At 64.6% G+C, this 14,941-nt stretch carries 15 protein-coding genes; 5 read left to right on the top strand and 10 right to left on the bottom strand.

Features of this window, described 5'->3' with window-relative positions; all coding sequences use genetic code 11:
- Window positions 1-79: 79 nt before the first annotated feature.
- Window positions 80-841, bottom strand: coding sequence for a slipin family protein (locus BLS08_RS03310; RefSeq protein WP_017678472.1), 762 nt, complete (start codon window positions 839-841; stop codon window positions 80-82).
- Window positions 841-2,223: an NfeD family protein gene (locus BLS08_RS03305; protein ID WP_055984752.1), complete on the bottom strand. Its 1,383-nt coding sequence runs from the start codon at window positions 2,221-2,223 to the stop codon at window positions 841-843. Before BLS08_RS03305 ends, BLS08_RS03310 begins: the two co-directional genes overlap by 1 nt.
- A 278-nt stretch (window positions 2,224-2,501) precedes the next feature.
- Between BLS08_RS03305 and yccS the strand changes: the two genes are divergently transcribed.
- From yccS to BLS08_RS03285, 4 genes are all read left to right on the top strand, one after another.
- Entirely contained in the window at window positions 2,502-4,673 is a 2,172-nt protein-coding gene (yccS, locus tag BLS08_RS03300; protein WP_055984425.1) for a YccS family putative transporter, read from the top strand.
- A 57-nt stretch (window positions 4,674-4,730) separates the two neighbouring features.
- A complete protein-coding gene (locus BLS08_RS03295; protein ID WP_055984429.1) occupies window positions 4,731-6,536 on the top strand; it encodes a diguanylate cyclase in 1,806 nt (601 codons plus the stop codon).
- Window positions 6,537-6,736: 200 nt separating this feature from the next.
- Entirely contained in the window at window positions 6,737-7,219 is a 483-nt protein-coding gene (locus BLS08_RS03290; protein WP_055984432.1) for a GreA/GreB family elongation factor, read from the top strand.
- Window positions 7,220-7,284: 65 nt separating this feature from the next.
- A complete protein-coding gene (locus tag BLS08_RS03285; RefSeq protein WP_003458871.1) occupies window positions 7,285-7,518 on the top strand; it encodes a DUF2789 domain-containing protein in 234 nt (77 codons plus the stop codon).
- A 96-nt stretch (window positions 7,519-7,614) separates the two neighbouring features.
- Here the strand turns inward: BLS08_RS03285 and BLS08_RS03280 are convergent, their stop codons facing one another.
- From BLS08_RS03280 to BLS08_RS03270, 3 genes are read right to left on the bottom strand one after another with little or no spacing between them, the layout of a single operon-like run.
- Complete coding sequence (locus BLS08_RS03280) at window positions 7,615-8,109, bottom strand: YgjP-like metallopeptidase domain-containing protein (RefSeq protein ID WP_162237610.1); 495 nt, start codon at window positions 8,107-8,109, stop codon at window positions 7,615-7,617.
- A 39-nt stretch (window positions 8,110-8,148) separates the two neighbouring features.
- Window positions 8,149-9,249, bottom strand: coding sequence for a PQQ-dependent sugar dehydrogenase (locus tag BLS08_RS03275; RefSeq protein ID WP_055984435.1), 1,101 nt, complete (start codon window positions 9,247-9,249; stop codon window positions 8,149-8,151).
- A gap of 13 nt (window positions 9,250-9,262) precedes the next feature.
- Entirely contained in the window at window positions 9,263-9,739 is a 477-nt protein-coding gene (locus BLS08_RS03270; protein WP_017678465.1) for a hypothetical protein, read from the bottom strand.
- A 358-nt stretch (window positions 9,740-10,097) separates the two neighbouring features.
- Here BLS08_RS03270 and BLS08_RS03265 point away from each other — a divergent pair, with 358 nt between their 5' ends.
- Complete coding sequence (locus tag BLS08_RS03265; protein ID WP_055984438.1) at window positions 10,098-10,781, top strand: polysaccharide lyase family 7 protein; 684 nt, start codon at window positions 10,098-10,100, stop codon at window positions 10,779-10,781.
- 86 nt (window positions 10,782-10,867) lie between these two features.
- Here BLS08_RS03265 and fba read toward each other — a convergent pair whose 3' ends face one another.
- The 5 genes from fba to epd form a co-directional block, all read right to left on the bottom strand.
- Window positions 10,868-11,932 (bottom strand): class II fructose-bisphosphate aldolase, encoded by a 1,065-nt coding sequence (gene fba / locus BLS08_RS03260; protein ID WP_055984446.1) that lies wholly within the window; start codon window positions 11,930-11,932, stop codon window positions 10,868-10,870.
- A gap of 123 nt (window positions 11,933-12,055) precedes the next feature.
- Window positions 12,056-12,382, bottom strand: coding sequence for an MliC family protein (locus BLS08_RS03255; RefSeq protein ID WP_003458860.1), 327 nt, complete (start codon window positions 12,380-12,382; stop codon window positions 12,056-12,058).
- 12 nt (window positions 12,383-12,394) lie between these two features.
- Window positions 12,395-12,580 (bottom strand): hypothetical protein, encoded by a 186-nt coding sequence (locus BLS08_RS03250; RefSeq protein ID WP_055984449.1) that lies wholly within the window; start codon window positions 12,578-12,580, stop codon window positions 12,395-12,397.
- A 103-nt stretch (window positions 12,581-12,683) separates the two neighbouring features.
- Window positions 12,684-13,844: a phosphoglycerate kinase gene (locus tag BLS08_RS03245; RefSeq protein ID WP_055984452.1), complete on the bottom strand. Its 1,161-nt coding sequence runs from the start codon at window positions 13,842-13,844 to the stop codon at window positions 12,684-12,686.
- Between the two features lie 3 nt (window positions 13,845-13,847).
- Window positions 13,848-14,915 carry an erythrose-4-phosphate dehydrogenase gene (epd, locus tag BLS08_RS03240; protein WP_055984455.1) on the bottom strand — a complete coding sequence of 356 codons (1,068 nt, stop codon included), beginning with the start codon at window positions 14,913-14,915 and terminating at the stop codon, window positions 13,848-13,850.
- Window positions 14,916-14,941: the final 26 nt, after the last annotated feature.

Here is a 14,941-nt window from a genome sequence, read left to right as displayed (position 1 = left end):
CAGGGCCCGGTCCGGGCAGAAGCTCTTGGGGCGTCCACGTGTCGTCATGCGCTAAATTTAGAACCGATCAGTTCTAAATTCAAGCCTTGGGCTCCTTCAGATCGACGATGCCGCGCAACAACTCCACCGGCAGCGGAAAGACGATGGTCGAGCTCTTGTCACTGGCGATATTGCTCAGCGTCTGCATATAGCGCAGCTGCATGGCGCCGGACTGGCGGCCGAGCATCTCGGCGGCCTGCATGAGCTTTTCCGAGGCCTGCAGCTCGCCCTCGGCGTGGATCACCTTGGCCCGCCGCTCGCGCTCGGCCTCGGCCTGCTTGGCGATGGCGCGGATCATCGACTCGTCGAGGTCGACGTGCTTGATCTCGACGTTGGCCACCTTGATGCCCCAGGCGTCGGTCTGCGCGTCGAGCACCTGCTGGATGTCGAGGTTGAGCCGCTCGCGCTCGGCGAGCATCTCGTCCAGCTCGTGCTTGCCGAGCACCGCGCGCAGGGTGGTCTGCGCCAGCTGGCTGGTGGCGACGTGGTAATCCTCGACCTGGATGATCGCCTTCTGCGCGTCGAGCACGCGGAAGTAGACCACCGCGTTGACCTTGACCGAGACGTTGTCGCGGGAGATCACGTCCTGGGTCGGCACGTCCAGCACTATGGTGCGCAGGTCCACCCGCACCATCTGCTGCAAGCCGGGCACCACCAGGATCAGCCCCGGGCCCTTGACCCGCCAGAAGCGGCCGAGCTGGAACACCACGCCGCGCTCGTACTCGCGCAGGATGCGAAAGGCCGAGGCGAGCAGGGCCAGGACGATGATCGTCAGCGAGAGAAAACTCAGTTCGAAACCCATCAGTGACCTCCTTGGGGCGGCGGTTCATCCACCGCGCTGACCTGCAGTTGCACGCCCTGGCGTGCCGTCACCCGCACCCGCTGCCCGGGCCGCAGCGGCTCGCTGCCCTGCACCTGCCAGCGTTCGCCCTGCAGCGCCACCCAGCCGCTGCAAGGATCCTCGGCCTGCACCGCGGCGACCGCCACCAGGCTGCCGACCAGGCCGCTGTCGCCGGCCACCTGCTGGCGCCGCCTGGCCTTCAACGCCATGCCGAGGATGGCCAGGATCAGCCCCGCGCTGGTCAGCGCCAGGGTGACGATCAGCGCCAGCGGGATGCCGAAGCCCGGCACATCGGTGTCGATCAGGATCAGCGCGCCGAAGACGAACGCCACCACGCCGCCGATGCCGAGCACGCCGAAGCTGGGCAGGAAGACCTCGACGGTGATGAAGGCGATGCCGAGCAGGATCAGCGCCACCCCGGCGTAGTTCACCGGCAGCAACTGCAGGGCGTAGAGGGCGAGGATCAGACTGATGCCACCGAGCACGCCGCCGATGCCGCTGCCCGGGTTGGAGAACTCGAAGAACAGGCCGTAGACGCCGATCATCATCAGAATCAGCGCCACGCTGGGGTTGGTGATCACCGCCAGCAGGCGAGTGCGCCAGTCCGGCGCATGGCTGATCAAGGGCGCACCGGCGGTAGCCAGGGTGACTTCGACGCCTGCAGCTTGCAGGGTCTTGCCGTCCAACTGGCGCAGCAAGTCGCTCAGGTCCTTGGCCAGATAGTCGATCACCTTCTGCTCCAGCGCCTCTTCGGCGGACAGGCTGACCGCCTCGCGCACTGCCTGCTCAGCCCACTCGGCATTGCGCCCGCGCATATTCGCCAGACCACGAATGTAGGCGGCCGCATCGTTGACCTGCTTGGCGGTCATGGCATCGGCCGAGCCCTTTTCGCCTTGCGCGGGCTTGTCCGTCTCGCCCTTGTCAGCCCCCTCTGGTTTGCTCGGCGAGCCCGGCATACCGATGGCCACCGGCGTGGCGGCGCCGAGGTTGGTACCCGGCGCCATGGCAGCGACATGGCTGGCATAGAGAATGTAGGTGCCGGCGCTGGCCGCCCGCGCACCGCCTGGGGCGACGAAACTGGCCACCGGGATCGGGCTGGCAAGGATCGCCTTGATAATGGCGCGCATGGAGCTATCCAGGCCGCCTGGCGTGTCGATCTCGATCAGCACCAGTTGCGCACCCTCGTCCACCGCCTTGGCCAGACCGCGTACCAGGTAGTCGGCACTGGCCGGGCCGATCACCCCATCCACCTGCAAGCGCACCACCGCGCCCGGCGCCGCACTCGCCCCCACCGAACCGCAGAGGATCAGAGCACACAGACACAGACGCAACCAGCCAGGCAACACGTTCGACTCCCAGGCCCCCAGTGATACCGGACAGGTGGCGGAGGGCCTTTATTGAGCATAGTCCATGCTCCAGCGGGTCCCGCGACAGGGCTGGCGGATGTGCTACAGGGGATGTACGGGTGCGCCAGCAGTTGCTCGCTGCAGGAGCGGACTTTTCCGCGAGACGGACGACGAAATCGCAAAAGGCGCCAGGCCAAACAGATTGCCGGCAGACAGATACCCAACGGCCAACCAGTTCCGGTAGGCTGCTCAGATCGTTTCCGACCAGACTCCCTATGCCCCGCCCTCGCCTCCGTCAATCACTGCGCCGCCTCTGGGCGCTGGACAAGTTCAGCGCCAGCCTGCGGGTATTCATCGCCCTGGCCGGAGCCCTGGCGCTATGCGGGTGGCAGGGCTGGATGCATGGGCTGATCCCACTGTTTCTCGGCATCATCGCCAGCGCCCTGACCGAGACCGACGACAGCTGGCAAGGCCGCCTCGGCGCAGTGCTGGTCACCCTGGCCTGCTTCAGCGCGGCGGCCTATGCGGTGGAATTCCTCTTCCCTTATCCCTGGTTGTTCGTCATCGCCCTGGCCTTTTCCGCCTTTTGTCTGACCATGCTCGGCGCACTCGGTGAACGCTTCGCCACCCTGGGTTCCGGCACCCTGATCCTCGCCGTGTACAGCATGATCGGCGTCGAGCAGCGCGGCGGCGTCGCCGGCCTGTGGCTGGAGCCGCTGCTGCTGGTGGCTGGAGCCGCCTGGTACGGCCTGCTATCGGTGATCTGGCACGCGCTGTTCGCCCATCAGCCGGTACAGCTCGCCCTGGCCCGGCTGTTTCGCGAACTGGGCAAGTACCTCAAGCTCAAGGCGGCGCTGTTCGAACCCGTGCGCCAGCTGGATGTGGAGCAACGCCGCCTGCAGTTGGCCCAGCAGAATGGCCGCGTCGTCTCCGCACTCAACGCGGCCAAGGAGATCATCCTGCACCGGGTCGGTGGCGGTCGACCGGCGCCGAAGGTCAATCGCTACCTGAAGCTGTACTTCCTCGCCCAGGACATTCACGAACGCGCCAGCTCGTCGCACTACCCTTACAACGAACTGGCCGAAGCCTTCTTCCACAGCGATGTGCTGTTTCGCTGCCAGCGCTTGCTGCGCCTGCACGGCGAAGCCTGCCAGCGCCTGGGCAGCGCCATCGAGTTGCGCCAGCCGTTCGAATACCGCGAGCTGTGCAGCCAGGCCCTGGAAGACCTGCATGCCTCGCTCGACCACCTGCACCTGCAAAACAACCCGGCCTGGCGCCGCCTGCTGCGCTCGCTCGGCGCCCTGGCCGGCAACCTCGCCAGCCTCGACCTGCTGCTCGGCAGCGCCAGCAACCCCGACGCCCTGGCCGATGAGCAGGACAGCAGCCTGCTGGATCGCGAACCGCATTCGTTGCGCGAGGTCATCGAGCGCATCGGCCAGCAACTGACCCCCACCTCGCTGCTGTTTCGCCACGCGCTGCGCCTGTCCATTGCTCTGGCCGCCGGTTACGGCCTGCTGCACCTGATTCATCCGACCCAGGGCTACTGGATTCTGCTGACCACCCTGTTCGTCTGTCAGCCGAACTACGGCGCCACGCGTCTCAAGCTGGTGCAGCGCATCGTCGGTACCCTGATCGGCTTGGGGTTAGGCTGGGCATTGATCGACCTGTTCCCCGACCCACGCATCCAGGCCCTGTTCGCCGTGGTCGCTGGCGTCGCCTTCTTCGCCACACGCAGCACGCGCTACACCCTGGCCACGGCGGCGATCACCCTGCTGGTGCTGTTCTGCTTCAACCAGATCGGCGATGGCTATGGCCTGTTCCTGCCGCGCCTGGTCGACACCCTGCTCGGCGGCATGCTGGCCGGGCTGGCGGTGTTCCTGATCCTGCCGGACTGGCAGGGTCGGCGCCTGGGGCGCATGTTGGCGAACACACTGAGCTGCAACAGCGCCTACCTGCGGCAGATCATCGCCCAGTACGCACACGGCAAGCGTGACGACCTCGGCTACCGCCTGGCCCGACGCAACGCGCACAACGCCGACGCGGCTCTGTCCACCACCCTCGGCAACATGCTGATGGAGCCTGGCCACTTCCGTAAGGACGCCGACCTTGGCTTTCGCTTTCTGGTGCTGTCACACACCTTGCTCAGCTATCTCTCCGGGCTTGGCGCCCATCGTGGCGAGCAATTGCCGCAGGCGGCCCAGGCACAATTGCTGGAACAGGCCGAAGCGCTGGCGAGCAGCCTCGATGAAATCGCCACCGGCCTGCGCGGCGAGCAGCCGCTGGCCATCCATAGCGATGAAGAACAGGCACTGGCGCAAAGCCTGGAGCAGATTGCCGACGACGTCGACGAACGCCAACGTCTGGTGCAGACGCAACTGGCGCTGATCTGCCGCCAGCTGGCGCCGCTGCGCACCTTGGCCGCGCATCTGCAGAAGGATCGCCACTAGCAGGCTCATGGGGCTTTCTGCCACTATCTGACGACGCCTAGCTCCCAGGCCTTGCCTATGCCAGCCAACCGACACACCACCCTCGCCTACCTGGTCTCGTTGCCGGGTCTGCTGCTGGTGTGCAGTCTGCTTTTGGCCAGCCAGATTACCCTCGCCAGCACGCGCCTGGGTGACAGCAGCGCAGCACAGGATCTCTACGGCCTGGTCGACTTTCTCGCCGATCCCCAGAGCGCCCTGAGCCTGGACGACGTTCGCGCTGTCGATGCCCCTTTCCAGCCCTCGTTGAACCGCCGTGACCTCAGCTTCGGCTATGTGCCGGGGGTGATCTGGCTGCGCCTGGCGCTGCAATCGGATGCCCAGCAAACACGCGTCTGGCGCCTGGAACTGAATTACGCCTCGCTGGACGAGGTGCGTCTATACGACATCGGCGCCGATGGCGTGCGCGAGTCGCGCAGCGGCGACACCGTGCCCTACGCGCAGCGCAGCGTCGGCCATCGCAACCCGGTATTCGAGATCGCGCTGCAACCCGGCGAGCAGCGCACGCTGTACCTGCGCGCCGACTCGCGCGGCAGCATGACCCTCAGCGGCGCACTGATGTCTTCGCGCGATTTCGAGCAGCACAGCCAGAACGGCTACCTGGCGCATGCCATCTACTTCGGAGTGCTGATCGCCTTGGGGCTGTACAACCTGCTGCTGTTTCTCGCCCTACGCGAGCGGCCTTTCCTCAATTACGTGCTGTTCATGTTCGCCTTCGCCCTCAGCGTGCTGTCGCTCAATGGTCTTGGCGCGCAGTATCTGTGGTCCGAAGCGGCGCCCTGGAGCAACCGCATGCTGCCGGTCAGCCTGACGACGGCGGCGCTGCTGTCGGTGGTTTTTGCGCGCAGCTTTCTTGACACCCGCCAGTGGCTGCCACGCTGGGACAAGGGCCTGCTGATGCTGTCCATCGCCATCGGTGCGGCCGTCTTGGCCAGTGTGCTGCTGCCACTGCAGCGCGCGCTGCAGCTGATGTCGCTGACCGGCCTGATCGCCACCCTGACGCTGCTGGTCACCAGCTTCGTCTGCATTGGCTACCGAGTGCCCGGTGCTCGCCTGTTCGCCCTGGCCTGGCTGATGCTGCTGACCGGCGCGGTGCTGCTGGCGCTACGCAACTTCGCCCTGATTCCGTCGAACTTCATTACCCTGTACGCCATGCAGATCGGCTCGGGGCTGGAGATGATCCTGCTGTCCTTCGCCCTGGCGGCACGCTTCAACGAGCTCAAGCGCCAACGCGAAGCCGCGCTACAGCTCAACGAGCAGATCCTCGCCAAGCGCGTCACCGAACGCACCCAGGCCCTGGAACAGGCCAATCAGCGCCTCAGTGAGCTGGCCCTGCAGGACCCACTGACCGGCCTGCCCAACCGCACCGCCCTGCAGCAACACCTGGAGCAGGCACTGGCGCGCAGCCAACGCCGCAACGAACTGCTCGCCGTGATGCTGATCGACCTGGACGGTTTCAAGCCGATCAACGACCAGCACGGCCACGGCTACGGCGACCTGGTACTGGCCGAAGTGGCGCAGCGCCTGCGGCAATACGTGCGCGATACCGATCTGCCTACGCGCCTCGGCGGTGACGAGTTCGTGGTGATCTGCGAGAGCGTGCAATCGGCCGAAGATGCGCACGACCTGGCCAAACGTCTGCTGGAAGGGCTGGATACGCCGATGTACCTGGAAGATCGTGCCGTGCGCGTCGGCGCCAGCATCGGCATCGCCCTGAGCCGCGGCGCCGACGATGCCACCATGCTGATTCGCCTGGCTGATGCCGCCATGTACCGGGCCAAGGCCGAAGGTCGCAACCACGTGCAACTGGCCACCCAATACCTTTGAACAGGGGCCGCAGCCTAGTGCCCGTCAGTTAACTATCAACGCAGCGAATGCGTAGGAGCGGCGCCCCGCCGCGAATCAGGGCAACACGCACTTGCAAGCTTCGCCCCGGGGCGGGGCTCCTACACAAGGCCGCCTTGGAAGCCCTACCCGATCAGCGTCAGGCCGTCGTCTCTTCATCAACTCGAACCCGATAGCACACCATGGACAAGAATCTGCTGCTGCAAGACGTACTCAACCATCTGCAGACCGACCTCGAACAGGCCAGCCTCGCCGCCCTCAGCGCCCACGAAGCGGCCACCCACGAAGAGAACGTCGCCGAGAACAAGTACGACACCCTGGGCCTGGAGGCCGCCTACCTGGCCAGCGGTCAGGCGCGCCGCGTCGAAGAACTGCGCCAGACCCTGATCACCTGGCGCCAATTGCGCCCGCGCCCCTTCGATATCGAGCAGGGTATCGAGCTCGGCGCGCTGGTTCAGCTTGCGACCGAGGATGGCCACGAACAATGGCTGTTCCTTGGCCCACCAGGCGCCAGCATGAAACTGCGACTGGCCGACCAGACCATCCAGGTGCTCGGCAATACCGCACCGCTAGGGAAATTGCTGCTCGGCAAGAGGCCCGGCGACGAGATAAGCCTGCCAGTAGGGAGTCGGCAGCAGGTTTTCGAGGTGCTGGCAGTCATGTAAGCGGAACTATCTGAGCTAGGGTTGGTAATTAGCGATGAACACCATGCCTAGCGAGAGCCAATACCATGGAAAATCCAGTCCACAGCCTGCCAGCCCTGTTCAAGCAGCTCGGCCTGCCTGACGATGCCGCCAGCATCAACGCCTTCATCAGCACCCATTCACCACTGCCAGATGCCTGCAAACTGTCCGAGGCTCCGTTCTGGACGCCGGCGCAGGCCGCGCTGCTGCGCGAAGAAATTCTTGAAGACGCCGACTGGGCAGAAGTAGTCGATCAGCTCAACCTGCGCCTGCACGGCTGATACCGCGCCTGGCATCAAATACCGGGTCGGACGCGTAGGGTGCGCCGTGCGCACCGTTTTTCCCTATCGCCGAGGCATCGGTGCGCGCGGCGCACCCTACGAACTCATCTCGCGCCAGGTCAGGTACATGCGCAGGTCGAATTCGATCTGCGCATAGCCCGGCAACATGTGGTCGCACAGCTTGTAGAAGGCCTTGTTGTGCTCGCTCTCTTTCAGGTGTGCCAGTTCGTGCACCACGATCATCTGCAAGAAGGCCGGCGCGGCGTCGCGAAACAGCGAGGCAACGCGAATTTCCTTCTTCGCCTTGAGCTTGCCGCCCTGCACCCGCGATACCGCCGTATGCAGGCCCAGCGCGCGGTGGGTGAGGTCGAGTCGATTGTCGTAGAGCACCTTGTCGATAGCCGGCGCGTTCTTCAGGTGTTCCTGCTTGAGCGCCATCACGTAGCCATACAGCGCCTTGTCGCTCTGCACTTCATGCCGGCCCGGATAGCGCTGCGCCAGGTAGTCACCGAGCCGATCATCGGCGATCAGCTGACGAACCTGCTGCTGCAAGGCGACCGGATAACCCTGTAGATACTTCAACGCTACGATCCCACATTCATCAGGACCGCCAGTGTAACGGATGCGGCATTACTCGCTGGGCACCACACGCAGCAGACGCCCCTCTGGGTTATCGGTGAGCAGATAGAGCGCACCATCCGGCCCGCTGCGCACATCGCGAATCCGCTCGCCCAGCTCTTCGAAGAGGATTTCCTCACCGGCCAGCATGCCGTCGCGCACACGGATGCGGCGTACGCTGCGCTCGGCCAGGGTGGCCGCGAACAGGTCGTCCTGCCACTCGGGGAACAACTTGCCGCGATACAGGGTCAGGCTCGACGGCGCTATCGAGGGTGTCCAGTGCAGCAGTGGCGCGGTCAGCCCCGGCAGCTCGGTGTAGGGGCTGACGCGCGCACCGGTGTAATCGATACCGAAGGTCGCCAGCGGCCAGCCATAGTTGTTGCCGGCCTCGATCAGGTTGAGCTCGTCACCCCCGCGTGGGCCGTGCTCATGGCTGTACAGGCGATTGTGCTCGGCATCGAAGAAGATGCCCTGCACGTTGCGGTGGCCGAGGCTGTAGATCTCCGGCGCCGCGCCGTCCTGGCCGATCAGCGGGTTGTCCTGCGGTACGCTGCCGTCACGGTTCAGACGCACGATCTTGCCCAGGTGGTTGGCCGGGTTCTGCGCCTCTTCACGCCAGTCGAAACCGTCGCCCAGGGTCAGCACCAGGGTCTTGTCGGCGAGAAAGGCGATGCGCCCACCGTAATGCGCGGCACCGGCCTTGAGCGGCTGGGCGGTGAACAGCACTTCGAAGTCGTGCAGTTCGTCATCCACCAGGCGGGCACGCGCCAGACGCGTGTTGTTGGCCTCCAGCGAGCCGTGCGCGTAGGTCAGGTAAAGCCAGCGGTTGTCGCTGTAGTCCGGGTCCAGCGCCACTTCCATCAGCCCGGCCTGGGCAGCGATGAAGACCTCGGGCAGGCCCGCCAACGGCTCGGGATCGACACTGCCGTCGGCTTCGATGATGCGCAGTCGCCCGACACGCTCGGTGACCAGCATGCGTCCGTCCGGCAGGAAGGCCACGGCCCAGGGATTCTCCAGCCCTTCGCTGAAGGTTTCGATGCGGTAATCCAGGGCCAGCAGCGGCGTACTGACGAACAGGGCGCAGAGCATCAACGCGCGGGTGCTTCTCAACATGGGCAACGCCTTGTCACAGAGAATCGGAAGAAGTTGGCTGCGCCCGGTAGCGCACCCGCCGACCGAGCAGACCGAACAGCAGCGCACCGACGCTGCCGCAGGCCATCAGCCCGAGCGTGCCGAACGGGCTGCGGTCGGCGGCGATCAGCGTCGGCATCGGTGCCAGCGCATTGGCCAGCGCCAGCGCCGTCCAGATCGCTGCCGCGCCCGCCAGCACGAAGATCAGCCACCGTAGCGACGGCATGCGCCGCGCCAACCAGGCAGCCAGCGGCAGGGCGAACAGAAAGCCCAGCGCACTGAGCAGGGCGAAGGTCGGCGCGAAACCGAGCAGATCGAGGCAGGTGGTGCCAACGCGCACATCCAGCGGCATCGGTGCACCGAGCGCCTGCAAGGCGGCGAGGTTGGTCTGGGTCTGGAAGATCGAGGCAAGCAGCGAGGCCAGCAACACGGCGAGGAGGAAAGCGAGCAACAGACGTGGCTTGCTGGACATGGGGGGCAGTTTCCCGGAACGACAGTGCGCGAATTATGGCGCACCCCACCCACCGTTATGCCCCAGGTGTTTTACAGGGTTTTACCTGCGGCAAACCTGGGGCGATCGAAAACGGCGGGGATCGAAAGCCCAATGATAACGACTTTATATTGGCGCCAATAAAACGACATACGGTCGTCACGCTTTCGCCCCGACTGCCGTTATAAAGCGCGCCACGAGCGCACTCGCTGCTCGTGACAGGCAGCCCTGCCACCCTTCTAGCTCGCGTGTCACACGCTGGAACGCCAAGTAAACCGTTACTGACTCCTGGATGAGATGTGCCCCCGACTGAAGTTTCCGTTTTTCAGGAGCTTTGAACATGATCGAACTCGCCATGTGGAACCTCAGCATTCCAGTCGGCGTCCCCGCGACCACCATCGAGACCCGCGTTCTGGCCGGTGGTTATCAGGATCACTATTTCCAGTCCAAAGATGGCGCCATCTTCTTCTGGTCACCGGTCAACGGCACCACCACCGAAAGTGCCAGCTATCCGCGCAGCGAACTGCGCGAGACCTACGCCGACGGCAGCCTGCGCAACTGGACCTACCCCGGCGCCGACCATTTCCTGCGCGCCGCGCTGAGCGTCAGCCAGGTGCCGTCGACCGGCAAGATCGTCATCGGCCAGATCCATGCCTACAAGAGCTCGCTGCCGCTGCTCAAGCTGGAGTACCAGTACAAGACCAAGACCGCCAGCGGCAACATTGTCGCCAAGGTACGCATGACGCCGAATGCCGAGATTCAGACAGTAACCGTGGCCAGTGGCATCGTGCTCAATCAGGCGTTCAGCTATGCGATCAACCTGAAGCCCGACGGCACCCTGGCGATCCAGCTCGACAGGACCAACTGGAGCACCCGCCTGGACTCCTCCTGGGCGGCCAAACCGCTGTACTTCAAGGCCGGCGTCTACACCCAGGACAACACCGGCTACGAGACCGAAGCCGGCGCTGCGCGCTTCGACCAGCTGAGCATCGAGCATCGCGCGTTGCTCAGCACAGCGCCCTGAGCCGCAAACGCCAGGCATGAAAAAGCCGCGACGCTTGCGCAGTCGCGGCTTTCGGCTGGTCCAGGCGGGCGTTGGCCCGCGCCGGATCAGTTGACCTTGGCGTTCAGCTCGCCGCTGGCATAGCGCTGGTACATACCTTCCAGGGAGATCGGTTTGATCTTGGAGGCGTTACCGGCAGTGCCGAAGGCTTCGTAGCGAGCGATGCAGATGTCACGCATGGCGACGATGGTCTTGGCGAAGAACTTGCGCGGGTCGAACTCGCTCGGGTGCTCGGCCATCATGCGGCGGATGGCACCGGTGGAGGCCAGACGCAGGTCGGTGTCGATGTTGACCTTGCGCACGCCGTGCTTGATGCCTTCGACGATTTCCTCGACCGGCACACCGTAGGTTTCCTTGATGTCACCGCCGAACTCGTTGATCACCTTCAGCCATTCCTGCGGCACGGAGGAAGAACCGTGCATCACCAGGTGGGTGTTGGGGATGCGCTTGTGGATTTCCTTGATACGCTCGATCGACAGCACGTCGCCGGTCGGCGGCTTGGTGAACTTGTAGGCGCCGTGGCTGGTGCCGATGGCAATCGCCAGGGCATCGACCTGGGTGCGCTTGACGAAGTCAGCGGCTTCCTCCGGGTCGGTCAGCAGTTGGCTGTGATCCAGCACGCCCTCGGCGCCGACGCCGTCTTCTTCACCGGCCATACCGGTTTCCAGGCTACCCAGGCAACCCAGCTCGCCTTCCACGGACACGCCGCAGGCGTGGGCGAAGGCCACGGTCTGCTGGGTTACGCGGACGTTGTAGTCGTAGTCGGCCGGGGTCTTGCCGTCTTCCTTGAGCGAGCCGTCCATCATCACCGAGGAAAAGCCCAGCTGGATGGAGCGCTGGCACACGTCAGGGCTGGTGCCGTGGTCCTGGTGCATGCACACCGGGATGTGCGGGAATTCTTCGATGGCAGCCAGGATCAGGTGGCGCAGGAAAGGCGCACCGGCGTACTTGCGGGCACCAGCGGAGGCCTGGACGATGACCGGCGAATCGGTCTTGTCGGCGGCTTCCATGATGGCGCGCATCTGCTCGAGGTTGTTGACGTTGAAGGCCGGCACGCCGTAGCCGAATTCGGCGGCGTGGTCGAGCATCTGGCGCATGCTGATAAGTGCCATGGTGTTTCTGTCTCCCGGTTTGGAGGTCGTTAATCGTGCAAGCCTGCCGCAGGGGCAGGCGTTGTTCAAGTTTCCTGAAGCTCGGGCATGCCCACAGCTCTTGTCTCGGCGTCGCCGAGGATGTTACGGGGCCTTGCAGCCGCGGCCTATCAGGTCATCGGTCGCCGTCCAGTAGACCAGGCCTTCCTCACCCTTGGTGTGGAAGGACAGACGCCCGTCACTGTACAGCGCGCCAGATCCTGCCGGCTCCTGAGTCAGACGATAGACGATGTCGTCACCGCCCAGGCGCACATCCACCTGGTCGACGCTGCCGTTGGCGAAGCGCCACAGCACTTCGGTCTGGCTGTCGCATACCCAGCGATTCCATTGCTCCGGCGCCGCCGGCTGGCTGCTGCAGGCCGCCAACAACGTGGCGGCGACAGCAAGCCCCGCCAGTCTGATTCCGCTCATTGCCTCTCCTCGTCAGCAACGCTGTTCCGGTGCCGCGCCAGTGGGTTGACCACTGCTTTGCTCGACACGCTGATCATCCTGAGTGGTCGGGGTTTCGATCTGCGCCGGGCTGAATACCTCGCAGGCCGCCTCCCTTCCTGCGCCGGCACAACCGGCCAGCAACATACCAATCACGCTCAATGCGGCTAACTTGTCCATGACATGACTCCTTGTACGATGATCCGGTTTTCTACAGACCACCCGTTCACGTCAGGGTTTAATCCGCGGCGGGTGAAGGACTCTCCCTCACCCTAGCCGGTGTTTATTGCGCGCGTTGCTCCAGCGCTTGCACGGCCGGCAGCACCTTGCCTTCGACGAACTCGAGGAAAGCGCCGCCGCCAGTGGAAATGTAGGAAATCTTCTCGGCCACGCCGTATTTGTCGATGGCCGCCAGGGTGTCGCCACCGCCAGCAATGGAGAACGCCGGGCTTTCAGCGATGGCCAAGGCCAGGGCCTTGGTGCCGTTGCCGAACTGGTCGAACTCGAACACGCCGACCGGGCCGTTCCACAGGATGGTCTGCGAAGCCTTGAGCATCTCGGCAAACATCGCCGCAGTCTGCGGGCCGATGTCGAGGATCATGTCGTCTTCAGCCACGTCCTTGACCGCCTTGACGGTGGCGGAGGCCGATTCGGCGAATTCCTTGGCCACCACCACGTCAACCGGCAGCGGTACGCTGACCTTGGCCGCGATGGCCTTGGCGGTGTCGACCAGATCAGCCTCGTACAGCGATTTGCCCACCGGCAGGCCGGCAGCAGCGAGGAAGGTGTTGGCGATGCCGCCGCCGACGATCAGCGAGTCGCAGATATCGGCCAGGGAGTTGAGCACGTCGAGCTTGGTCGACACCTTGGAGCCGGCGACGATGGCCAGCATCGGCCGCGCCGGCTTGTCCAGGGCCTTGCCCAGCGCATCCAGCTCGGCAGCCAGCAGCGGGCCGGCGCAGGCGACCTGGGCGAACTTGGCCACGCCATGGGTCGAACCCTGGGCGCGGTGAGCGGTACCGAAGGCGTCCATCACGAACACGTCGCACAGGGCAGCGTACTGCTGGGCCAGTTCGTCAGTGTTCTTCTTCTCGCCCTTGTTGAAGCGCACGTTCTCCAGCAGCACCAGCTCGCCGGCCTTGACCTCGACACCACCGAGATAGTCCTTGACCAGCGGCACGTCGCGGCCGAGCGCCTTGCTCAGGTAGGCGGCGACCGGCGCCAGGCTGTCTTCCTCGCTGTAGATGCCCTCTTCCGGGCGGCCCAGGTGCGAGCAGACCAGCACGGCAGCGCCCTTCTCCAGCGCCAGCTTGATGGTCGGCAAGGAGGCGAGGATACGCGCGTCGCTCTTGACCACACCGCCCTTCACCGGGACGTTGAGGTCTTCGCGGATCAACACGCGCTTACCAGCGAGGTCGAGGTCGGTCATCTTCAGAACGGTCATGGATCAGTCCTTCACAAAGGCTGGTTGTACAGGGGAAGTGGATACAGCGAGAAAATGTTCGGCGACATCGAGCATACGATTGGCAAACCCCCACTCGTTGTCGAACCAGGCCAGCAGGTTGACCAGGCGCGGGCCGGACACGCGGGTCTGGCTGCCATCGACGATGGCCGAATGCGGGTCGTGGTTGAAGTCGCAGCTGGCGTGCGGCAGCTCGGTGTAGGCCAGCAGCCCCTTGAGCGGGCCACTTTCCGCCGCCTGACGCAACACGCGGTTGATCTCTTCTGCGGAGGTGTCGCGCGCAGTCTGCAGGGTGATGTCCAGGCACGAGACGTTGACCGTCGGCACGCGGATGGCCTTGGCCTGGATACGCCCGGCCAGTTCCGGCAGCAGACGCTCGATACCCCGCGCCAGACCAGTGGACACCGGGATCACCGACTGGAAGGCCGAGCGCGTACGGCGCAGGTCTTCGTGGTGATAGGCATCGATCACTGGTTGGTCGTTCATCGCCGAATGGATGGTGGTAATGGAGACGTACTCCAGCCCCACCACCTCATCGAGAAGTTTCAACAGCGGAACGCCGCAGTTGGTGGTACAGGACGCATTCGACACCAGACGCTCGGCACCGCTCAGGCACTGCTGATTGACCCCGTAAACCACGGTGGCGTCGATATCCGCCTCGCTGGCCATCGGCTGCGACAGCAGCACGCGCGGCGCACCGGCTTCGATGAAGCGTTGCGCCTCGGCACGGGTGACGTACTGCCCGGAGCACTCGAGCAGCAGATCGATGTCCAGCGCTGCCCAGTCAATGGCCTCAGGCTCGCTCTGGCGCAGCACCTTCACGCAGTCGCCGTTGATGTGCAGGCAGTCGCCATCGACCTTCACCTCGCCGGGAAAGCGCCCGTGGGTGGAGTCGAAGCGGGTCAGATATTCGATGCTGGCCTGATCGGCCAGGTCGTTCAGCGCGACGATTTCCAGGCTCGCTGAATTGCCACGCTCGTGCAGCGCGCGCAGCACGCAACGGCCGATGCGGCCATAACCGTTGAGGGCGACACGATAGGGGCGATTGGACATAAGAGGTCTCGTATGAACCTAGGGTG

It is taken from the genome of Ectopseudomonas chengduensis, from assembly GCF_900102635.1.
In the GTDB taxonomy this organism is placed as follows: domain Bacteria; phylum Pseudomonadota; class Gammaproteobacteria; order Pseudomonadales; family Pseudomonadaceae; genus Aquipseudomonas; species Aquipseudomonas chengduensis.
The sequence above is the reverse complement of the archived record's forward strand: the minus strand, read 5'-3'. Positions and strand labels throughout refer to the sequence as shown.